The sequence below is a fragment of the Chryseobacterium glaciei genome (assembly GCF_001648155.1).
Taxonomy (GTDB): Bacteria; Bacteroidota; Bacteroidia; order Flavobacteriales; family Weeksellaceae; genus Chryseobacterium; species Chryseobacterium glaciei.
The window spans coordinates 2,945,943-2,968,689 of record NZ_CP015199.1; the positions used below are offsets into that span (position 1 = coordinate 2,945,943).

20 protein-coding genes are annotated in these 22,747 nt (G+C 33.7%); 5 read left to right on the forward strand and 15 right to left on the reverse strand.

Annotated features, from left to right (window positions below; genetic code table 11):
* Window positions 1-8 precede the first annotated feature (8 nt).
* Entirely contained in the window at window positions 9-1,766 is a 1,758-nt protein-coding gene (gene sppA, locus A0O34_RS13095) for a signal peptide peptidase SppA (protein WP_066755242.1), read from the forward strand.
* Window positions 1,767-1,842: 76 nt separating this feature from the next.
* On the opposite strand, the gene A0O34_RS13100 is transcribed toward sppA, so the two are convergent.
* The 5 genes from A0O34_RS13100 to rpmB all read right to left on the reverse strand — a co-directional run bounded on the left by A0O34_RS13100 (window position 1,843) and on the right by rpmB (window position 3,831).
* The gene (locus A0O34_RS13100; RefSeq protein ID WP_066755243.1) at window positions 1,843-2,097 is read right to left on the reverse strand and encodes a GlsB/YeaQ/YmgE family stress response membrane protein; all 255 of its coding nucleotides are present in this window, start codon (window positions 2,095-2,097) and stop codon (window positions 1,843-1,845) included.
* A gap of 66 nt (window positions 2,098-2,163) precedes the next feature.
* Window positions 2,164-3,117, reverse strand: coding sequence for a signal recognition particle-docking protein FtsY (ftsY, locus tag A0O34_RS13105; RefSeq protein WP_066755244.1), 954 nt, complete (start codon window positions 3,115-3,117; stop codon window positions 2,164-2,166).
* Between the two features lie 113 nt (window positions 3,118-3,230).
* The gene (locus A0O34_RS13110; protein WP_066755245.1) at window positions 3,231-3,383 is read right to left on the reverse strand and encodes a DUF4295 family protein; all 153 of its coding nucleotides are present in this window, start codon (window positions 3,381-3,383) and stop codon (window positions 3,231-3,233) included.
* Window positions 3,384-3,402: 19 nt separating this feature from the next.
* Entirely contained in the window at window positions 3,403-3,585 is a 183-nt protein-coding gene (rpmG, locus tag A0O34_RS13115; RefSeq protein ID WP_027373683.1) for a 50S ribosomal protein L33, read from the reverse strand.
* A gap of 3 nt (window positions 3,586-3,588) precedes the next feature.
* A complete protein-coding gene (gene rpmB / locus A0O34_RS13120) occupies window positions 3,589-3,831 on the reverse strand; it encodes a 50S ribosomal protein L28 (protein WP_054511814.1) in 243 nt (80 codons plus the stop codon).
* 240 nt (window positions 3,832-4,071) lie between these two features.
* On the opposite strand from rpmB, the gene A0O34_RS13125 reads away from it, so the two are divergent.
* Window positions 4,072-5,736 carry an FG-GAP-like repeat-containing protein gene (locus tag A0O34_RS13125; RefSeq protein WP_066755246.1) on the forward strand — a complete coding sequence of 555 codons (1,665 nt, stop codon included), beginning with the start codon at window positions 4,072-4,074 and terminating at the stop codon, window positions 5,734-5,736.
* A gap of 267 nt (window positions 5,737-6,003) precedes the next feature.
* Here A0O34_RS13125 and lnt read toward each other — a convergent pair whose 3' ends face one another.
* Window positions 6,004-7,638 carry an apolipoprotein N-acyltransferase gene (gene lnt / locus A0O34_RS13130; RefSeq protein ID WP_066755247.1) on the reverse strand — a complete coding sequence of 545 codons (1,635 nt, stop codon included), beginning with the start codon at window positions 7,636-7,638 and terminating at the stop codon, window positions 6,004-6,006.
* A gap of 55 nt (window positions 7,639-7,693) precedes the next feature.
* On the opposite strand from lnt, the gene A0O34_RS13135 reads away from it, so the two are divergent.
* On the forward strand, window positions 7,694-8,113 hold the full coding sequence (locus A0O34_RS13135; protein WP_066755248.1) for a VanZ family protein: 420 nt from the start codon (window positions 7,694-7,696) through the stop codon (window positions 8,111-8,113).
* 42 nt (window positions 8,114-8,155) lie between these two features.
* Window positions 8,156-8,737 (forward strand): hypothetical protein, encoded by a 582-nt coding sequence (locus A0O34_RS13140; RefSeq protein ID WP_066755249.1) that lies wholly within the window; start codon window positions 8,156-8,158, stop codon window positions 8,735-8,737.
* Between the two features lie 125 nt (window positions 8,738-8,862).
* Here the strand turns inward: A0O34_RS13140 and proC are convergent, their stop codons facing one another.
* From proC to A0O34_RS13185, 9 genes are all read right to left on the reverse strand, one after another.
* A complete protein-coding gene (gene proC / locus A0O34_RS13145; protein WP_066755250.1) occupies window positions 8,863-9,666 on the reverse strand; it encodes a pyrroline-5-carboxylate reductase in 804 nt (267 codons plus the stop codon).
* 23 nt (window positions 9,667-9,689) lie between these two features.
* The gene (locus A0O34_RS13150; protein ID WP_066755251.1) at window positions 9,690-10,253 is read right to left on the reverse strand and encodes a hypothetical protein; all 564 of its coding nucleotides are present in this window, start codon (window positions 10,251-10,253) and stop codon (window positions 9,690-9,692) included.
* A gap of 86 nt (window positions 10,254-10,339) precedes the next feature.
* The gene (locus A0O34_RS13155; protein ID WP_066755252.1) at window positions 10,340-11,488 is read right to left on the reverse strand and encodes a cytochrome-c peroxidase; all 1,149 of its coding nucleotides are present in this window, start codon (window positions 11,486-11,488) and stop codon (window positions 10,340-10,342) included.
* A gap of 3 nt (window positions 11,489-11,491) precedes the next feature.
* On the reverse strand, window positions 11,492-12,979 hold the full coding sequence (locus A0O34_RS13160) for a DUF6850 family outer membrane beta-barrel protein (RefSeq protein WP_066755253.1): 1,488 nt from the start codon (window positions 12,977-12,979) through the stop codon (window positions 11,492-11,494).
* Window positions 12,980-13,045: 66 nt separating this feature from the next.
* Window positions 13,046-14,275 (reverse strand): DUF4876 domain-containing protein, encoded by a 1,230-nt coding sequence (locus tag A0O34_RS13165; protein ID WP_066755254.1) that lies wholly within the window; start codon window positions 14,273-14,275, stop codon window positions 13,046-13,048.
* 20 nt (window positions 14,276-14,295) lie between these two features.
* A complete protein-coding gene (locus A0O34_RS13170; protein ID WP_066755255.1) occupies window positions 14,296-17,049 on the reverse strand; it encodes a TonB-dependent receptor in 2,754 nt (917 codons plus the stop codon).
* 144 nt (window positions 17,050-17,193) lie between these two features.
* On the reverse strand, window positions 17,194-18,207 hold the full coding sequence (gene murB / locus A0O34_RS13175) for a UDP-N-acetylmuramate dehydrogenase (RefSeq protein WP_066755256.1): 1,014 nt from the start codon (window positions 18,205-18,207) through the stop codon (window positions 17,194-17,196).
* 4 nt (window positions 18,208-18,211) lie between these two features.
* Window positions 18,212-18,691 (reverse strand): hypothetical protein, encoded by a 480-nt coding sequence (locus A0O34_RS13180; protein WP_066755257.1) that lies wholly within the window; start codon window positions 18,689-18,691, stop codon window positions 18,212-18,214.
* Window positions 18,692-18,703: 12 nt separating this feature from the next.
* Window positions 18,704-19,909, reverse strand: a complete 1,206-nt coding sequence (locus A0O34_RS13185; protein WP_066755258.1) for a pyridoxal phosphate-dependent aminotransferase — start codon at window positions 19,907-19,909, stop codon at window positions 18,704-18,706.
* A gap of 277 nt (window positions 19,910-20,186) precedes the next feature.
* Between A0O34_RS13185 and A0O34_RS13190 the strand changes: the two genes are divergently transcribed.
* On the forward strand, window positions 20,187-22,682 hold the full coding sequence (locus A0O34_RS13190; RefSeq protein WP_066755259.1) for a fibronectin type III domain-containing protein: 2,496 nt from the start codon (window positions 20,187-20,189) through the stop codon (window positions 22,680-22,682).
* The last annotated feature ends 65 nt before the right edge of the window (window positions 22,683-22,747 follow it).

Sequence of the window (22,747 nt, forward strand, 5' to 3'; positions counted from 1 at the left end):
ATTGATTTATGAAAAGTTTTTTTAAAAATGTACTGGCAAATATAGTGGCAATTGTGATACTATGTGTCGTATTTTTCTTCTTTTTCATTATAATGCTTGTGTTTAGCGCAATGGGAAGTGACAAATCTGTAGAGGTGAAAAAGAACTCGGTCTTAACTATTAATTTAAAAACAAATATAATAGATAGCCCTACGGAAGAACAAACCGGAATATTTAATATTAATAATCAAAACAAAAGCGTTTTGATTTATGATGCTATCGAAGCCATCAACAAAGCAAAAACTGATGATAATATTAAAGGTATAAGTATTGAAGCTGATGATCTTCATGCCGGGATTACTCAGATAGATGATCTGAGAAATGCGATTCAGGATTTTAAAAAGAGCGGGAAATTTGTGTATGCTTATGGTAATGCGGTTTCTCAGGCTTCTTATTATTTAGGATCTGTTGCTGATCAATATTATCTGAATCCATCAGGGATGATCGAACTTAAAGGTCTTGCGACAGAAGTTACTTTCTTCAAAGATTTTGCAGATAAATATGGAATTGGTATTGAAGTTATTCGTCACGGTAAATTTAAATCTGCTGTTGAACCGTTTTTAAGAAACGATATTTCTCCTGAAAATAAGGAACAACTAGGTACTCTTTTAAATGATATCTGGAAAAATACTTCTACAAGAATTGCAGCTTCAAGAAAAATTGATACTGCACAATTCAGAACGGTTGTTGACAGTTTATATGGTATGATTCCTGAATTGGGATTGAAACACAAGCTTGCGGATAAATTAATTCAAAAAACAGAATATGATGAATTAATTAAATCAAAATTAAGTTTAAAAGAGAAAAATAAATTAAATAAGATCTCTTTAGGTAAATATATTGCTTCATATTCTGAAGACGATAAATCGGGAGATAAAGTTGCTGTTTTGTATGCATCGGGATCAATTAATAACGGAGACGGATACAACGATATTTATTCTGATAAGTATGTGAAGTACATCAAAGAACTACAGGAAAATGATAAAGTAAAAGCTGTTGTTTTAAGGATTAATTCTCCTGGAGGAAGTGCAAATGCTTCTGACGAGATTTTATTTGAGCTTCAACAGTTAAAAAAGAAAAAACCGCTTGTTGTTTCTTTTGGTGATTACGCGGCATCTGGAGGTTACTATATCGCAATGGCAGCCGACAAAATTTATTCTGAGCCAAATACATTAACGGGATCGATCGGAGTTTTCGGAGTTATACCTTACTTTAAAGATCTTGCCAATAAAAATGGAGTACGTTCTGATATTGTTGCTACCAACGCGAATTCTATGTATTACTCTTCTTTAAATGGAGTGAGTCCTTATGGAGTAAGTATGATTACAAGAAGTGTTGAAGGAACGTATAAAAGATTTGTACACTTCGTTACGAAAAATAGAAAACAGACTTTCGAGCAGATCGATTCGATCGGTGGAGGTAGAGTATGGAGTGGAACAAGAGCTAAACAGATTGGTTTGGTGGATGAATTGGGAACTTTAAACGATGCGATTAAATTTGCTGCACAAAAAGCAGGTTTGAAATCATCTTATAATGTTGCTTCTTTTCCTAAAAAGATGACTCCATTTGAGCAAATCTTTAATGATCTTAATGAAGACGAAATCTCTGCGAAGATCATTAAAAGTAAAATTGGTAAAGCAAACTATGAAATTTTGAATCAGATCACGAACGAAAAGTTACAGTCTGAGGTGAAAATGGAAATGCCTTATCAGATTAAAATAGACTAAATTATATTGTTTCATAAAATAAGCCGGATTTGAAATTCAAATCCGGCTTATTTGTTTTTTATCTATTATTTGATAACTAGCTTTTCTTCGTAGCCATTCCGTAGACCCAAAGAACGACCAACGCTCCTCCTACAGCCAATAGCATACTTCTGAAATCGAAACTGTCTGTAGTTCCCCATCCTAAAAAGCTACCTATAAATCCTCCTACGAAAGCTCCAACAATTCCTAAGATGATGGTCATTAACCAACCTCCGCCTTGTGTTCCAGGCATAATTAATTTTGCAATTGCTCCTGCAATAAGACCAAAAATGATCCAAGTTAAAATTCCCATAGTTTTAAAATTTTTAATTGTTAATATGAATGTGATTTAATAATTTAAAGAATTATATGATAATAATCACCTCTTCTTGAAAAAAGAATCTACAAATTCTGTACCATTAAACAATTGCAAATCTTGCATCTTCTCTCCAACGCCAATATATTTTACCGGAATCTGAAACTGATCAGAAATCCCGATCACAACACCTCCTTTAGCTGTACCGTCTAGTTTTGTCACTGCCAAAGCATTAACTTCAGTAGCTGCTGTAAACTGTTTAGCCTGTTCGAAAGCGTTTTGTCCGGTAGAACCGTCAAGAACCAGTAAGATCTCATGAGGAGCATCAGGAATAACCTTCTGCATTACTCTTTTGATCTTTGAAAGCTCGTTCATTAAGTTGATTTTATTGTGAAGTCTTCCTGCTGTATCAATGATAACAACATCTGCTCCCTGAGCTTGGGCACTTTGTACCGTATCAAAGGCAACAGAAGCCGGGTCAGACCCCATTTCCTGCTTTACGATCGGAACACCAACTCTTTCACTCCAAATCGTTAATTGCTCAACAGCAGCAGCTCTAAATGTATCTGCAGCTCCTAAAACTACTTTTTTACCTTCTGATTTAAATTGATGCGCTAATTTTCCGATTGTAGTTGTTTTTCCTACACCGTTTACGCCGACAACCATTATTACATAAGGTTTTTTTGAAGTATCAATATTTCCTGTTCCTGCGTGAGGATTTTCAAGCAATAATCCTGAAATTTCTTCACGAAGAATATTATCAAGCTCACTTACATTTACATATTTATCTCTGGCTACACGCTCTTCAATTCTTTCTATAATCTTGATGGTAGTGGATGCGCCTACGTCTGATGCAATAAGTATTTCCTCCAGATTATCCAGAACTTCATCATCTACTGTGCTTTTACCGACTACGGCTTTTGTTATTTTTTCGAAAAACCCCTGACTGGATTTTTCCAATCCTTTATCTAAAGTTTCCTTTTCTTCTTTTTTGAAAATATTTTTAAACCAACTCATATTAGAATTTTGATTGTATAATAAGATGTTGTATTATCTCTCTTTATTACAAAGATAACAAAAAAACTACCCAAAAAATGAGTAGTTTTTTTATATTGTAAATAAAGCTAAGCTTATTTTTTCAAATAAGCATCCACTTCGTCTGCATTCATTACTTTTTCTTCGAAAACGTAAGCATCTGATTTAGATGACTTCACCATTTTCACAACTTTAGTCATTTTTTTAGACTGTCCGCTTTGTAGGGTTGCTACTACTTTCTTTGCCATGGTAAATTATATTTATAAATTACTTGATTTCTTTGTGAAGGGTAGATCTCTTAAGAACAGGATTGTATTTTTTCAATTCCAATCTCTCTGTAGTGTTCTTTTTGTTTTTTGTAGAAATGTATCTAGACATTCCTGGCATACCACTTTCTTTGTGCTCTGTACATTCAAGAATTACTTGAACTCTGTTTCCTTTTTTTGCCATGATTTAGTTCTTTTTAATCAATCCGTTTCTAGTGCCTCTTTCGATAGCCTCTTCGATTCCAATCTTGTTAATCACTCTCAATCCATGAGCTGATACTTTCAGTGTAACGTGCTTATCTTGCTCTGGAAGGTAAAATTTCTTCTCTAATAAGTTAATTTCAAAACGACGCTTCGTTTTGTTATTAGCGTGAGAAACGTTGTTACCAACCATTGCACGCTTTCCTGTTATTTGGCAAATTCTTGACATATCTCGATGTTCTTATTTGTATAATATTTGAGGTTGCAAAATAACGAAGAATTTTTTAGATAGGCAAATGTTTTATAAAATATTTACAAATAACTGGTTGATTTATAATATTGATTTTACACGTAAGAATAAACTTCAGATACCATGGGCATTGAGCCTGATAAAATTCATATCAACTTTATTAAAGATCGATAAATTAATCTTATATCTTTGTTTTTAATTAATCTAAATAAAAATAAGATGAAGAGAATTTCTATTCTATTATCTCTGCTTCCGTTAAGTATGGTAGCACAAAATTTCACTGAAATTCAGACAAGTATGAATAACTTCTACTATCCGGCAAGTGATATAGGAGATATTGATAATGACGGATTACAGGATATTGTTGTAAACGGAGCGATAGATTCTGACGGTGACGGAAATGTAGATACCACTTATAATAAAATATACAAAAACAATGGAACAACCTTCATTCCGTATGCCGATCTGGGAGCAGATGCAACGCATTTGGGAGATATAAAATTCATTGATTATAATAATGATGGTCTGGCAGATATTATTTCTACAGGGTTAAGCTATATGGATATTGTGAATTATAAACATTACAGATTCAGAAATACGGGTTCAGGTTTTGTCAAAGAAGCTGATCTTTCGGGTAAAATCTACGGTTCAATGGAAGTTTTTGATTTTAACCATGACGGGTTGCAGGATTATGCATTGAATGGAACTCAGTATATCGATGGACTCGGATTTGTCAATAAATTAGATTATTATCAAAATACAGGAAATGGTTTTCAATTATTTCCCGGATGGATGGAAGGAACCCAAAACAGCAGTTTTAAAATGGTTGATCTGAATAATGACAACCTCTTAGATCTAGTAATATTAGGTTACGATGCGAACAGTGACGCTATGTTTAAGGTATATTTAAATATAGCAGGAACATTAACGCTTACTCAAACTCTTCCTCCTTTAGCAAGCGGGAAATTAGAATTTGCTGATTTCAATGCAGATGGTTTTCAGGATATCGTGGTTTCTGCGCAGGATGAAGAATATAAAGGATATCTAGCTGTTTTAATGAATGATGGAGCGGGACATTTAAATATTCAACAAATAAATACTCCGGAAATTTCAGATTCATCATTAAGTGTAGGAGATTTAAATAATGATGGATACTACGATTTCATTGTATCAGGAAATGACGAAAATAATGATGCTGTAGTGAAAGTTTTTACTTACAATCCAATCAATCAGAATTTTACAGAAAATACAACTACAGGTTTGTACAACTTAGGGGGTCCGGGTTTTGTGCATCTACTTGACTATAATAATGATCATCAACTCGATGTTTTATTGTCCGGATTTGATTGGGCAGATCCGGCAATGCCTTCATTAACTAAAATCTTCAAAAACCTTTCGTCTGAAACCAATGTAAAACCCGAACCTCCTACAAACCTGAATCTTACAAAAACAGGAAACAGATTTAATTTCTCTTGGACAGGCGCTTCAGATGATAAAACACCAGTGAATGCATTACGTTACGAAATCAAAGTCGGAACTACTCCAGGCGCTCAGAATCTTGCCAAATATGTCGTAACGACACCATCTTGGTTCTTAAATCTTGATCCGGCAATTCAGAATGTATATTGGAGTGTAAGATCCATTGATGCTTCAAAAGTGTATTCTGATCCGTCCACAGAAAACACATTAGGAACTCAAAGTATAAGTTTAGAAAGCCAATTCTCTATTTACCCAAATCCTGCTACGGAAAAGGTATTTATAAAAGGAAAAAAAGTTTCAGATGTTGAAATGTATTCGATAGATGGTAGAAAACTTAATGTGATGGTAAATAACGATCAGTCGATCAACGTTTCTCATCTTCCAAAAGGAGTTTATATTATTTAATTAAAAATAAAACAACAAGAAATCACCAAAAAACTCATTATTAAATAATTGAAATTTTTCCTTAATCAATGTGAAAAGTCAGACGTCCAGCTGGCTTTTCTTTCTCTACTTTTATTTTAAATGGCGACCCAGATTTTTCTGAGCCGCCATTTTATTTTTTATTAAATATGAATTAAGGATGAATTGTTTTTAATAATCCTTGTCAAGGTTCAAAACCTTGACAAGGATTACCGAAGTAAAGAACTATGTAAGTTGTGGACAAAAAAATTACGCTTTTTTCATTTTATTTTGAACTCTTTTAATCAAGAAATAAAACAACAAGAATCCCAATGCAAAAAACGAAAATCTCGTCAATAAATCTCCGCTTCTTGTGTAAAAAGTCTGCGTATCATACAAATTAATTTTAGCAAACAAAGTTGTTTTATCTCCATAAAAAGTATCTTCTACAATTTCTCCTTTTGCATTAATATGAGCCGAAATTCCACTGTTCGCGGCTCGGGCAATTTCTCTTCTTGTCTCAATTGCTCTTAATTTTGCATACGATAAAAGTTGTTTATGACCTTCCGAAACACCCCACCAAGAATCATTCGTCATGATCGCGAAGAAATTGGCTCCTTTTTTTACATAATCGGTTACAAATTCACCATAAATGCTTTCATAACAGATGATTGGGGCAATTTTTCCTTTGTTAAATGGATTTGAAAAAGCAACTCTTTCTTTATCTGTTCCTAACGAAGCAACTGTTCCACCCAAATTAAGCATTGCATCACCTAAAAGTGGTTTTAAAACATTCATATAAGGGAATATTTCAACACCGGGAACCAATTTTCCTTTGTGATAAACTTCTACTTTTTGATTCGGAACAATTTGAACTGCCGAATTATAACTTTCAACCCAAAGTGCAGGATTTAGCTGATATGCTTCTGTTGGTAACTTATCTTTTTTCGTATAAAAACGGTGCGAAGAAATTCCTGTTGAGAAAACAGAACCCGGATGTTTTACAAGGAAATCTTTAACATTATTTAAAAGTAAACTCTTTTCAAAAGCAGTCTCAGAAATAGAACCTCTTCCGGGAAGTGCTGTTTCCGGAGCGATATAATAATCGATTTTTCCTTTTGAATTTCTTTCGGCAAGACTTAAAAGGTCATTTTCTAACGTCAAACTGTCTGTAGAATATTTTTCTCCGTAAGGATCAAGATCGGGTTGAAGCATCAAAACATTCACCTGTCCGATTGGTTTTTCATTAAAATTATTGTATTTCGCAAAAGAAATGATCATTGGAACAACAATTAAAACAGCTACAATGGACGTATTGATAATTAAACTTTTTCTTTTTCTTCCTGCTTCCCAAATTCTTAAGGTGTAAAAAATAAGGACATTAATCACCAAGATCCAGAAACTTCCGCCTGTTGCTCCTAAGGTATCATACCATTGCACGAATTTTGGATAATCTGAAAATACATTTCCAAGATTTAGCCAAGGCCAAGTGAGTTCCCAATTCAGATGGAATTTTTCAAAACTCATCCAGATTGCTACGAAAAAAGCTAATCCCCAATAGGTTCCCTGAGCATTTTTATACCAATGATAACACTGAAAAACCAAAGAATATAACAAAGAATTAACCAACACCGGAAACACAACGGCCATCATAGAATGGCTTCCATCAGGGTTTTTTGCACCATATAACCAGCCTGTTGTTACAATATTCCAGATTACAAAACAGAGATAGGAAAGTCCGAAAACCACCCAGCTTTTTCTATTGAATTTGGAAAATTTTGAAACGCCATGTTCCATCATTAAAAGCGGAACAAGAGCAAAAAATATAAAGAACGGAATTCCGTAAGTTGGCCAAGATATAGACAACAGCATCGCCGAAATGAGCGTAAGTAAAACGTATTTCATTAATTTTATTTAACATACAAATTTAATGTTTTTGAAATGAATAAATTTGCAATTGATGTTAAAGAAAATTTACAAAATTATTATTGTTCCGTACACCTTGTTTTTACTGTATCTGATGTTTCTAGGAATGGGCAGATTTCAGTATGATGAGAATGTTGTGAGATTAAAGCCTGTGTTATCAACGATAGAGTTTATTCAAGGAACGATTCGTTGGGAAGATATTATCAGGATTGTTTTAGGAAATATAGTAATGTTTGTTCCTTTTGGTTTTCTGGGTTGGATTTTTCCTAAACTTAAAGAGCTGAAAAGCCTTCTTTTTTCCTTTATGTCAACAATTATTATCGTAGAAGCACTTCAGTATTTTACGAGAATGGGAATCTTTGAAACCGATGATATTATTCTTAATACGTTTGGGGTTTATTTGGGCTTTCTGATTTGTAGGTTTTTAGAAAATAAATTTAGTCGTTTCGTATAGTTTTTTTTCAGTATTCGTTACATTTGTTAAAAACAATTTAAGATGGATAAGAGAGGGTTTTTCGTAGAAGAGATTAAAAAAGAAATACTTGGCGATTGGAAAAGTATCGCAGTTGAAGTTCGTCCAAGTTCGTTTAAAAATGAAGATGGAACTTTAAAACCATTTTACTTAACAAGAGAATTCAGTTACTTGCCGGAAGATAAATTTCAATTGGAAATTATCAATTATGCCGATGCTTTCGGAGAAATTCCTTTGGTTAAAATGTTAATTAAAGGAGAAGTTGAATGGCAGGGCGATCATCCCGTTGCAGAAGGCGCACAAAAAGTAGATTTTACAGCCAACGAAAGTTATGAAGTTACACCGTTGATCCAGAATTTTGCTGATGTTCTGAATAATCTTGCAAAAGAGGGTTTTAATCAATGGGAAGTTGGTAAATCTCAAAATATTTTCAAGAAGAAATTTATTCCTTTTGGATTGAAAGAAGGAGATATTTTCAAAGAATACGATCTTATTTATCTTTATGAAGATATGCTATTTTGGGGTGCAAGAAATGTTGATGGAAGAGGTTTTGATACCGAAGAAAACCGTCCGACGAACTTGCAGATTCCGATGGTTAGAAAATAATTTTTTTTTGAACCATTAAGTTTTATTAAGAAGTTAAGGAACATCAAGCTTTTGATTCTTAAAGCTATTTTTAGGTATCGTCTTAAAAAATCTTAACTTCTTAATAAAACTTAATGGTTTAAATTCTATCCATTCAATTCCTTTGCTCGTTTTTCAGCATTTAAAATTCCGTTTTTTAGAATTTCTTTAAAATTATTTTCTTCAAAAGTTTTTAAAGCTGCTTCTGTTGTTCCGCCTTTGGAAGCAACGTCTTTTATTAATTCTTCCAAGTTTTTATCAGAATTATTAATTAAATGATAAGCTCCCAACATCGTTTGTTTTACGAAGAGTTTTGATAAATTTTCGTCAATTCCCATTTCCATTCCGGCTTTTATCATGGCGTCTACGATGTAGTAGAAATAGGCAGGCCCGCTTCCTGAAAGTGCAGTTACGCCATCCAATAGATCTTCGTTTTCCAAATAAACAGATCTTCCTGTAGAATTCAATAACCTTTCAATATTAATTAACTGACTGAAAGAAATTCCTTCTGCGGAAGTATAGCCTGTAATTCCCATTCCGAGAAGGGTAGGAGAGTTCGGCATTGCTCTTACAACGAGAGGATGACTTAATAATTTTTGGATTTTTTCGATCTTAATTCCTGCCATGATTGATAAAACCATCTGATTTTCTTTTAGTTTAAATCTGAAATTTTCAGCAACATTTTGAAAGTCCTGAGGTTTTACGGCAATGATGATTAAATCTGCATCCAATTCTTTTACGTCATCAAAAATTGAAATCATAGAACGTGGAAATTCTTCTGATATTTTTGATAATTTAGAATCATTTCTTGTAATAAGATGCAAACTTTCAGGCTTGATCAATTCATATTTTAAGAAAGATTTTGAAAAAGACAAGCCCATATTTCCGGCTCCGAGAATAGCTATTTTCATGTGTGTTTTTTATTAAAATGAGGTTATTCTTTCAAATATTTTCTAAAGGTCAAAGAATAATTATCATTAAAAGTAATGAATTCTAAATTTTTAAAAGAAATTTTGTGTGCTTTTTTATTAATTTTCCCACTTGGATCGTAATTCTTGATAATTACAAATTTCTCATTTACCTCTAGAATTTCACCAATTGAAAAGAGGTCTTTGTTCTTTTTTGTGCTATCAACAATGCAATGGAAATTTTGTTTTTTTATTGATTTAAACAATGATTCTGCATTTTTTAAAGAGGTATTATCAATAATTTTTTGATTGAATTTTATCAATCCTTCCTCTGAAAATATCTTTTCTGAAGTTTTATCAAACCTGTTATGACGAATGCTTGAGATTCTTTCATAAGGAATGATCTTGATCCCTGTTAATGTAAAATCATACGTTTCCTGAATCATTAAAAACTCATCTGATACGTTAAGAATGAACCCAACAACGTAGCTTTCAGGACTTTCTTCCGTAAGATAAATTTTCACATAATTACTTTTAGCAATGTGCTTTTGAATCAGTTTTTTAAATTCTTTTTCTGTTAATCCTGCCATGATGATATTATTTAAATGATTATATTTTTCAATATTGAAAAATATTGAAATTTTGACAAAAGTAGATCTTTTATGAAGATTAATTTTTATTCCACAGGAAATTCTGGTCTTCTCATCTTATATCTTGTTCCGGAAAGGCTTTGAAGAAACGAAACAAGAGCTTTGGTTTCTTCTTTTGTTAAATATAAAGGTTTTAATAGCGGATCTGTCATTGGATATAAAGGATCCAATTGTTTTTTCTCGGGGCTTGGGTCGATTTGGTGCATTCCGCTGTTGTAGACGTTTACTACACCTTCCAGATCATTGAATAATCCGTTGTGCATCCAAGGCTGAGTAAGCATCAGATCTCTTAATTGCGGCGTTCTGAATTTACCGGCATCTTCCGGCTTTTTAGTAATTTCGTATAACCCAAGATCCTGATATTTTTTCTTGTAATACGTCAACCCGATATTGTGGAAAGATTCATCGGTAAGATATTGTCCGTTATGGCAATTCATGCAACGGGCTTTTGTCCTGAAAATGTGCATGCCGTAGATTTCTTCATCAGACATTGCGTTGTATTTTCCTTCTAAAAATTTATCGAATCGGCTTGGCTGACTTTTAATTGTTTTTTGAAAATCTGCGATCGCTTTTACAATTTTGTCATATGTTACTTTATCGGTTCCGTATGCTTTTTTGAAGAGTTCTTTGTAACCTTTAACAGCTTGTATTTTTGCGGGTAAGGTTTTTACATCCATGGCCATTTCATGATGGGCGCTAAGTGGACCGGCTGCCTGTTCTTCTAATGTTTTTGCTCTTCCGTCCCAGAAAAAAGACTGGCGTTGAGCAATATTGTATAATGAAATGGTATTTCTGTTTCCCTGTAAATGATCATTTCCAAGCGCAACGCGTCTGCGGTCTGCCCATCCCATTTCAGGATCGTGACAAGAACTGCATGAAACCTGACTTGATTTTGATAATTTAGGATCGAAAAACAACATTTTTCCTAAAATAATATTAGGTTTATCTTGGTCGATAAAGAAAGCAGAATCGTTTTTAATGGGCGCAAACTCATTCCATTTTACTCCGTAATCAATAGTAGGTTTTGGCCAGTTGATGATTGCTTTTTTATAGCTTTTTACAATATCTTCAATGCTCGGATCCTGAATGTTTGACAAATCCTGATTGACCTTTGGTGTAAAACTCCACAATAACAATAAAACCAATCCTAAAACCCAATATATACCTCTTTTCATTCTCTAAAATGTTATTCCAATGCTTGCGCCTACAAAATTATTGTTTTTTTTCTGAATTTTTTGTGATTGATATTCTGCACTTACGAAGAATGCAGGTAGTTTTTCAAGTTTTAAATCATATCTTAATGAAGCTCCAACCGTAGTAATGTCACTTGCCTGAAATATATAATCCTGAAGAACCCACACGTCAACAGCGGCATTTCCTGTAGAAGCCAATGCATTAATAGATTTATTAACAACTCTTTTTGAGAAATAAGGTTGAAAGCTAAGTGCTTGATTTTCTTTAATTTCCTGTTTGTAATCTGCATTAATTCCGAAATAAGAATATTCAAATTTTTGTCCTGCATTTGGATATAATCTTCGTTCTTTAATTTCTTCATAACCATAAAATGGAGTAGCGGTTATTGAAAACTTGTCCTGATTGTATTGGTAGAAACCTTTTATCGTTGTTACATAATTTTCTCTTCGGTACGTTTTTCTTTTGAAAATTTGAGTCATGCTCACCGTATTCAATGAATAACCATACTCGGAACCTGTTTTTTTTGATGCATTATAATTTGCCAAAAGACCCACACGATGTTTTTCATTAAAATCAAAAAACTTAGCGCCTTCAATTTCAAAGGTTCTGTTTTCCAGATCTGAAATGTCATAATATGATGTTACATCACTATAACTTTTAATATTATTAGAGCTTCCTACGGTTGCCTGCAAGTAAAAATCTTTACCTTGTTTATTGGATATTTGCAATCCACCTTTTACACCAAATTCCTCAAAGCTTGTAACAGGATTTGTTCCACCGTTGAAAATGTTGTTTGAATATCCAAAACCTGTCATTTGATAGACGAAGGGTCTGCCCAATAAGCTTTGAAAGTAGATAGAGCTATTTTGAGTGTATTTATTGAATTCCCCAAAAACGCCCACTTCATATTCTCTGAAAACATTATAATTTACCCCGGCACTTATCCGTAAATCAGAAGTTGTACTTCTTAATCTAGGATCTCTTGAACGATAGCCTAATTGAGCTAAATAACTTATCTGCCCTGCAAAAGTCCAACGTTTTAGTTTCTGTAAATAACCTCCGGAAAATTCATAACGTTCTAATTTTAGATCTCCACCAACGGAATCGGAAGATATGTAAGGAGCGATACGTTCATAATCAAGATTTTCAGCCCGGATAAGATTTTTTAAGGTTAAGTTTTGATAATTTGCATTTCCCCAAACATATCGGTTAGGTTTCAATTTTTGAAATGATTTTGCCTCAACAGTCAAACCTTTGTCTCCACTTCCTAATTGTTGACGATAAGTTTTATCATTTTTATCATGATATCCAACATTAAATTCTGAGAACGAAATAGAACTATAACCCGACATAGCCGCCGGATTATAGTAATAATTAGTCTTAAAATTTCTTTCTATATTATACTGATTGTTGATAGTTTTAAAAAGACTAAGGCTATCCTGAGCTTTTACAGAAAATGTAAGTAGACTCATTAATAGTATATAGAAGTATTTTTTTATAGTAAGCATAACTTATTTTAATGAATGTCAAATAGTATCTTAATGTGTAATACCATTTTTTAAACTTGGTTCAGAATCTTTCACAAAGTCGTTTGTGGAATTATTTGTATCCATATAAAGATTCTTGTTTTCTGCCATTTTTCCTGTGATTTTACGTCTCACAGATTTTCCGTAACGTGTTGCGTCATTATCAATTGTTCCGGCAGCTGTCCATCCACCGTCAATACTTGCTGAAGTTAGTGTATGAATGAATTTCGTTGAGATACTGTTGTTCTCTCCATCTATTATCCAAGAATTTGGAATAGAATAAGCACTTTTTGAAGTTACACCTCCCGCACTGTTCTGATAAGTGTAATTATATTTGTGGTTGGTTAAGAATGTAGTTTCATTTTCACCTCCAGGAAAACGAGCGATTACATAACTTTCGAATCCTCTGTTGTGTAGGAAGAACATGTTGTAAGTCATTTGAGAATAAATAACTTTTACATTCGGAACTGAAGGATTGTCAACCTGTCCTAAAGTTGGGTTTGTAGAAGGGAATTCAAAGTTTGCATTGTGCAGATCGTAGGCATTGCTTGTATTTTGTCTGTGGTCGATCGCATTATCAGCAATTACAATAAAATCTCCTGATTCTACCGGATATTGAGTTCCGTTTCCGGGTAAAACCATTACTCCTTTTACTGCAAAATATTCGTTTACATTATAAGGTGTGGGGTTTTTGTCATCTGTTGTAAGGAATTCCGACTGCGCAAGAATCAAACCGTCTGCATATAATAATTTATCAGAATTATTTACAATTTTGAAATAACGACCCGAATTGTAGTTTTTACCATCCGTAGTCTTGATTCCTGTAAAGAATACTTCTTCAATAATAAAATCATTGTGGAATGCCTTGAAATATAAAGGGATATTAACGTTAGTAGCTAAAGTCGTGATATCTGCTTTACCGGTTCCTGCCGCAGCGGTTGCTTCCAGCTGAGTAGTTATTACCTGACCGTTTACTGTAATTTTATAAGAACCATAAGGCACTTCTATAGAAGTAGAACTTGCTTTTTGTGAGTTTTTCTTGATCACAGCACCCGTGTTTACTTCTTTAAGTTCAATATCCAAATTTTCATAAGAAGAAATATTCTCACCCGAAAAAGATAAAGTTAAAACTCCGTTTTGTGTAGCTGTTACTCCAAAATCATCATCACTAGAACAACATGTAACAGTAAGTGTTGCCGTCATCATTGCTACTAAACTTAATAATAAAACTCTTTTTTTCATGTTATTTTCTTTGATATATATTAAAAATTGTAGTTTAATTCCATTCCGAAATACGGAGTATTGGTTGATCTTCTGTAAATTTTCAGATTATTAAAAGTGTAAGGTGAACTGTAATTGAAAAGCCTGTTGACGAACAATGATGTTTTCAAAGCTTTATAAATACTTTTTGTTACTTTAATATTTCCTGTAATAGTAAAAGTATACAAAGTCGCCAGATTATCTGTAGTAGATACATTTCTTACCAGCCATTGTTTGTAGATATCTGTTCTGTCTACATCTGTGAACGGATGTTCAATTCCATCTGATCCGTAATAAGAAATTGGCTCGGCAATTCTGTTGTCATTTCTTCTGTTATCAAATAAACTTCCCTGAAATGAAGCAGAAACAATCATATCCAGACTTGGTAAGTAAGTATCGATGAGTAAATTGTAATTCATATTAGAATAAACATATCCATTATCACTTTTATAAATTCCGTAGTAAGGGAAAGGTTCTGTACCAACAGAGATAGTAGGTCTGTAAATAATAGGAAGTGAATTTCTATATTGAGTTTTGAAATAGGCTCCTGTTAATGTAAATCTTGTATTGATGGCTTTAATTCTTGGTGAAGTATACCCAAATTCAATACCTTGTTTTAATGTTGCGCTTCCGTTTTCAACAGTTTCATATTCATTGAAAAGACTTTTTACAACAAAAGGCACGTTGGTAAGGTTGGGGCCATTCGCTGTCCATTGATTAATGTCAACTTGCGAAGCATCATATTGTTTGTAAGTATGGACAACAGAGTTTTTCATATCACGGAACCCATTGGTCATATCTTCTTTGAAATAAGTAATAAAGAACTCATTGTTTCTATAACTTAAATCTAACCTGATCTCTTTTTTAATACTTTTTGCAGCCTCGATATTTTTATTTTCTCGCGATTGTACGTACGTCATGAAGTTTACATATCGATATTGTGGATCGTTACCGTAATAATTCAGCTGCGTATAATCCCAATATTCTTTGTTCGGATAAAGCATTAACAAAGTCGGTTGCTTGTAAAATAAACCATACCCTAAAGTAACATCCGTTTTCAAGGGAAAATTATTAATCATTAAATGTGGTAAGCTATACTGGAAATTCAATCTAGGCTCTGTGAAAACTTTTTTGCTGATGGCGTAAGAATTATCAATTCCTAAATTTTGCGAAAGTCTCAAACCGGCATATAGAGTAAACTTATGCTGATTGATCGCATAACTCATCTGATCTCCTGCAAAAGCCGCCAATAGGTTTGATGCCGGAATATCATTAAAAGCTCTTGGTCTGTCTATTCCCGATGCTGCTGAGGGAGGCGTTCTCATGTCATAAACCAAACCGTTCCCGTTATTTTTAGAATATCTCCAATCAAGTCCGGCTTCATAATCATGGGTGATTCCTGCTGTTTTTCTTGTTCCGTTTATTTTAAAAAGTGCTGAGATATCCAACGGTTTTCCTTCTGTCAAAAAATCTATAACATAACGTAGATCTGGAAAGAAACCAACATTTTCTCCTTGATCGTAAGCTAAAGAGAAAGATCGAGGGCCAGATAGTTGAACTAATTTTCTTTGTTCAATTTTCTCAAAACCTGCGCGGATGGCTGTATTTAAAGTCACCTTAGTAAAGAATGAACTCTTATCTAAATTGTAAATAAAGTTATTGGTAAAACTTATCTTTTTATTATTTGATTCATATCTGTCTATGTCTGCTGTTCCATTATCAGGATCTACTTTTTTCTTATCAATATTTACGGAAAAATCGATGTTTGATCTCCATTCTAAAGTTCTTGACCAAAGTGTTGAGATTTTCTTTGAACGAAGTGAAGCCGTGATTCTTTGATAATTTTCAAAATCATCAGTCGGTGTAGCTTTTGAATCTAAGAAATCTGCACTCGCGCTCAACTGCCATTTATCATTTATTTTAAACCCTTTTCCGACATAATATTGTTTACTGAAACCATCAGCTTTAAATCTAGCCTGAAGCGGTGATTGTCCGATTTTACGCTCAATTTTAATCAAACCTGAAGTTAGATCTCCGTAAGATGCAGAAGGAATTCCGCGAATAATTTCCACTCTTTCAATATCATTAGTAGAAATAGTTCTCATATCAATTCCTGAGTAGGCAGTTTCTCTGGCTTCTGGAGAATATCCAAACTGACTATGATCTACAGAAATCTGCATATCAGCATTTGAATTAATAATATTGTCATCCACCATGAATTGCACACCCAGCGATGAGGTTTTGTAGTCGTTGCTTGAAAGGCTACCCGGATTTTCACGAAGAATGGGTCTGTTTACTCCGCTTAAATTAGGTGCTTTTGCCAATCCGCCGGGAAGAAGTTCCATCAAATCTGAAAAACTTGAAGGCTGTAAATGCTCCATTGCTTTTCTGTCGATGACGGATTTTGTAGTTAATCCTTTTCCTTCTTTAGAAAAGACAACAACCTCTTCCAATTTATCGATCGGCTGAAGATTTATTGTTAAATTTTGCTGAGAAGCAAGCGTAATGTTCAGTTCTTTTTCCTGAAAATTCGGGTGGATTATTTTAATATGATGCTTACCATTTAACAAAGAAATATTGGCATTTCCATTATTATCTGTGGTTACAGAAGATTGGTCAACTGTAATAGATGCACCTTCTAATTCTTTATTATTTTCGTTGTAAACCGTAATGTTCAATTGTGATCTTCCTTCCTGAGCATATATGAAATGCGTACTGAAAATGAAGAAGAAAACAAAAGATAAAAATCTCATCATCCTAATTTTATTTATTCTAAAAAAAGCGAGTGCAAATATATTTATTATAAGTGCGTTACGATGATTTTATTTAGAATAAATTAAAATAAGTGACAAATGTCAGAAAAACGATCTGAATATTTTTTATAAAATCTTAAGATAAAGTTATATAATATTCACCTCTCTCTCTAGTTCTATACTGAATTTTTCTTTTACAGAATTAATGATTTCAGTTGAAAAATCGAAGATTTCTTGCCCAGTTGCATTTCCTGTTGCGTTAATAATAACTAAAGACTGCAATTGATGTGAAGCAACGTTTCCAATCTGTTTTCCTTTCCATCCGCATTGTTCGATCAGCCAGCCAGCGGGAACTTTTACAAATTCTCCGTTTGGATAGCCTTGAATATTTTCAAATTTTTGCTTCAATTCTTCAAATTGAGTTAAAGGAATGGTCGGATTTTTAAAAAAACTTCCTGCATTTCCGGTAACTTTTGGGTCGGGAAGTTTGCTTTGTCTGATGTTGATAACAGCTTTAGAAACATCCTGAATGGTTGGATTTTCAATTCCTAAATTTTCAAGTTCAGATTTTATTGCACCATATTCAGTTTTGATATTGTGATTTTGGATAGTTAATCTAAATGAAACCTCTAAGATCACATATTTTCCTTTTCCTTCCTGCTTAAAAATAGAATCTCTATAACCGAATCTGCATTTTTTAACATCAAAAGTTTCAATTTCTAAGGTTTCCAGGTTCAAAACTTTACAATCTACAAAAATATCTTTGATCTCAGTTCCGTACGCTCCGATATTCTGCATCGGTGAAGTTCCTACATTTCCCGGAATTAGAGATAGATTTTCAAGTCCGCCAAGGTTTTTATTTAAACAGAATAGGACGAATTCATGCCAGTTTTCTCCGGCTTTTGCAGTGACTAAAAATTCATTTTTATTTAAAACCTGTACAGCAATTCCTTTTAAGCTAAGTTTAATAGCTAATCCATCAAAATCTTTGGTAAACAAAATATTACTTCCGCCTCCAAGGAAAAGGAGTGGAAGGGTGTTCATGTTTGAGAATTTCAAAGCATCTTTTAATTCTTCAATTGAATGTACTTCAACAAAATATTTTGCTTTGGCTTCTACACCGAAAGTATTATACGGTTTTAGAGAAAAATTTTCGTGCATGGCATTATTTGTATTCTTTTGGAAGAATTTTTTCTAATTGATCTTTGAATTTTTGAAGCTGATAATAATGAATCGTATCATTATATGAATTGACGAATACATGAGAGCTTTTTGATGTTTTGATCTGAAAAGTTTCATCGATTCCGTCCTGAGCCTGTAAACTTTCTGAACTTTTGATTTTGTCCAGTGTTTTTATATCAATAGATGAGGTTAATTTTTTCCAGGTTTGCGGGTCAATGGCAGAATTCCATTTTTTATGGATTTTTGAAGAAGTCGCTCCCTGCGTCAGATTGATGGAATCTTTTGTTAGTTTAATAATCTTATAGCTTCCTAACTTTCCGCCAACATTCGAAAAACCAATGAATGTAATTTCATTCCTATTGTTATCAGTTTTTGGTTGGGTTTCTTTCTGACAAGAAAAAAATATCAGCAATAAAAATGTTGAAAATAACATCTTCAAAGTATTGATCTTTACTGCTGACATCTTTATTGAATATTAAAGGTGGAACTCTAATTTATATTTTTCAAGAGCATCTTTTAAAATTTCGGCACTTCTTATCAAGTCCTGTTCTTTTAAAACGTATGCGATTCTTACTTGTTTTTTACCTAATTCCGGATTGCTGTAAAATCCTCCGGCTGGTGCAACCATGATAGTTTCGTTATTAAGAGAATATTTCTCTAACAACCATTGGGCAAATTTTTCGGTATCATCTACAGGAAGCTCAGCAACACAGTAAAATGCGCCTTTTGGTTTTGGACAGATAACTCCGGGAATAGCATTTAGCTGATCAACCAACACATTTCTTCTGTGAGTATATTCTTCTCTTACTGCTCTGATGTAAGCTCCGTCATTCTGGTGAGCTGCTGTAGCTGCAATTTGTCCCAATAGAACCGGACTTAATCTTGCCTGAGCAAAAAGCATTGCCGCATCATGAATTTTTTTAGAACGCGTAAGCAGACATCCGATTCTTACACCACACATAGAGTAACGCTTAGATTCAGAATCAATGATGATACAATTTTCGCTTAATTCAGGGAAAGCAAGCATTGAAATTTGTTGTTTTCCGTCATACACATATTCTCTGTAAACCTCGTCTGAGATTATAACGATGTCATATTTTAAAGCAATTTCTGCTAATTTTTGAAGTTCTTCACGCGTGTAAAGGTAACCTGTAGGATTTCCAGGGTTACAAATAACGATCGCTCTTGTTTTGTCTGTGATTTTTTTCTCAAATTCTTCAATCGGAGGAAGTGCGAATCCTGTTTCAATAGTTGAAGGCACGGCAACAACATTTACATTAAAAGTGCTTGTAAATCCGTTATAGTTAGCGTAATATGGTTCCGGGATGATTACTTCGTCACCGTCATCACATAATGTTGAGATTGCGAAGTTTAAAGCTTCAGAACCTCCATTGGTTACGATGAAGTTATCGGGTGTAAGATCTGTGAAATCTAATGAATGATAATATTCTGTAAGCGCCTTTCTGTATTCAATATTTCCTTCAGAAAGAGCGTATTCTAATACTTTTAAATCAATGTTTTTTAAAGCGTTTAAAGCCGTTTCCGGAGTTTCAATATCAGGCTGTCCGATATTAAGGTGATATACTTTTACTCCTTTCTGTTTTGCTTTAAGGGCAAAAGGAACCAGTTTTCTTACTGGCGATGGCGGCATGTGTTGTGCTCTGTTTGAAATATTCGGCATTGTTCAAAAAATTTGTATGACAAAAATAAGATTTAATTCTTCAATAATAAAATAATGAATAAATGCTTATGAATCGAATTTTGGAATCGGTAGTATTTCTGTTATATTTTGATGAAATATTTATGTTAATTAAATTTTTAGTTTTTATTATTTATTTTAAAAATTTTAATTATAATGAGTTTAATATGTTATTTAATGTTATTTGTTTAAAATAAATATGTTAATATGTGTTTTATATTGTTTTTTTATTAAATTTACAGCGATAATTTTAAGTAATATGAAAATAAAACTATTTTTTGGAGCTTTAAATGCTATTGCTCTTTTGTCGACATCTTCTGTGATGGCACAAAATTTTCAAACGATGCCTATACAATCCGGCTATAATGCTGATGTAATTGCTAATGGAGTAGGCTCTTCTTCGATTTCTACCACTACGGATGTTGACGGTGTTTCTTTTGCTTTTGTAGCGAGAGATTTTCTGCTCACGTCTTCTAGTACTCCTCTCACATATGGTATACCTTCAGACGGGATGATTAATTCTGTGGTTGCAGGTACTCCGGGACTGAGTTATAAGCTTGGAGATTTGAGTGGTAACAATTCTTTAAGACTTCCAAGTGCGAATGATACCGGAACTTTAGTGTTTTCTACACCAAAGGCAGCGGTTACCTTGTATATGCTTTCAACAAGCGGAAGTGGAGCATCTACTGCTAATGTTGTCGTGACTTTTACAGATAATTCCACTCAAACCTTTACCAACGTAAGTGTATCTGACTGGTATGGCGGAACAAATTTTGCCATTCAGGGAATTGGTAGAATTAATAGAAATACAGATGCGTTAGAAGCAAACGCAACAAATCCAAGATTATATCAGAATGCATTGGCAATTGATGCAGCTAATCAATCAAAACCAATACAAAGTGTAGCAGTAACTAAAACTTCTACAGCCCAGGGATATACAAATGTTTTTGCATTCTCTGCTGAGGCTTTCTCAGATTGTGCAGCACCTGTTTTACAGCCTGTGGGAACTCTAACAGCGAATTCAGCTCAGGTTTCATGGACGGTACCAGCTACTACACAAGCTTCGGGATATGAAATTTACTACAGTACTTCAAATACAGCTCCAACAAGTGGTACAGCTCCGACTCTTACTAATATTCCGGGGACAAGTACAACAATAGGAAGTTTGTCTGCCAATACAGTATATTATTATTGGGTAAGAACAAAATGTAATAATACAACTGGTCAGAGTGTATGGTCATTCTCAGGAACATTCAAGACATTGTGCGGTCCTATGACTACTATGTTTGAAAACTTTGATTCTTATGGTACAGGAAATATTGTTCCGGACTGTTGGGCAAGAATTATTAACACTACGGGATCTCAAACAATTTCAACGACTTCACCGGCTTCGGGAACAAGAAATATCTATCAGTACAGTACTACTGCACAAAATTCTACGTATGTTGTGTTGCCTCAGTTTAGTAATATTAATGCAGGAACGCATTGGTTGAGATTTAAAGCGAGAGTAAGCACTTCACCGGGAACTTTAGATGTTGGATATGTTACTGATGCTACGAATTCAGCAACTTTCACATCTATCCAAACATTATCTATATCTAATATTGTATATACAGATCCAAATGCAGAATATAAAGTAATCGTACCTTCTTCCGTACCAGCAAATGCAAGATTGGCTATCATAAATAAAAATGACGGAAAATCTTACTATTGGGATGATGTTTATTGGGAAGCAATACCTTCTTGTCTTACGCCAACCGCAGTTGTTGTTTCTAATATGAGTACTGTTTCTGCTGACGTAACTTGGACGGCGCCTTCTCCGGCTCCGGCAAATGGATATGAGTATTTTATTTCTACAAACAGTACTGCTCCTACAGCGACAACGCCAGCTTCTGGAACTACGACTCTTACTACATTAAGTATTTCTAACCTTACTGCAAATACAACTTATTATATTTGGATACGTTCAGTTTGTAGTTCTTCAGATTCAAGTATATGGTCTTATCCGGTTACATTTAAAACATTATGTGGACCAGTGACATTGCTTTCTGAGAATTTTGATTCTTATGGAACAGGTGATGTTGTACCTGATTGTTGGATAAGATTGGCTGGAACAGGTAGCCAGACACTTACAACAACTACACCAGCTTCTGGTACAAGAAACGTTTACCAATTTACAGGTACTACTTCTACGCCTACAACGGTTGTTCTTCCGGTATTTAGTAATATTAATGCAGGAACTCATAAGTTGAGATTTAAAGCAAGAGTTACAGCTACCGCAGGAGCTTTGCTTAATGTTGGATATGTTACTAATACAGCGGATGCCAACAGCTTTGTATTACTTCAAGCTTTACCAATTTTGAACACTGCTTATACAGCTGCTAACTCAGAATATACAGTAACTGTTCCTTCTTCAGTTCCTGCCAATGCAAGATTAGCGATAAAGAGTCCTAGCGATGGAAAATCTTATTATTGGGATGATATTTTCTGGGAAGCTAATACATTAGGAACTTCTGAGGTTGGTACTAAGAAATCACTTTCTGTATACCCAAATCCGTTCAGAGATGTAGTATATATTTCTGATATGAAAGATGTGAAGTCTGTAACAGTTAATGATGTTTCAGGAAGAGTTGTTAAGCTTATTGATAATCCTGGAAAAGAACTTAATTTAAGTACACTGAATTCAGGTTTGTATTTACTATCAATCACTTTCAAAGACGGATCTAAATCAGTTACGAAAATTATTAAGCAATAAAATTTTTAGACTTAAATAAACAGGGAAGGCAGTTATATTTTATATATAGCTGTCTTTTTTACTTT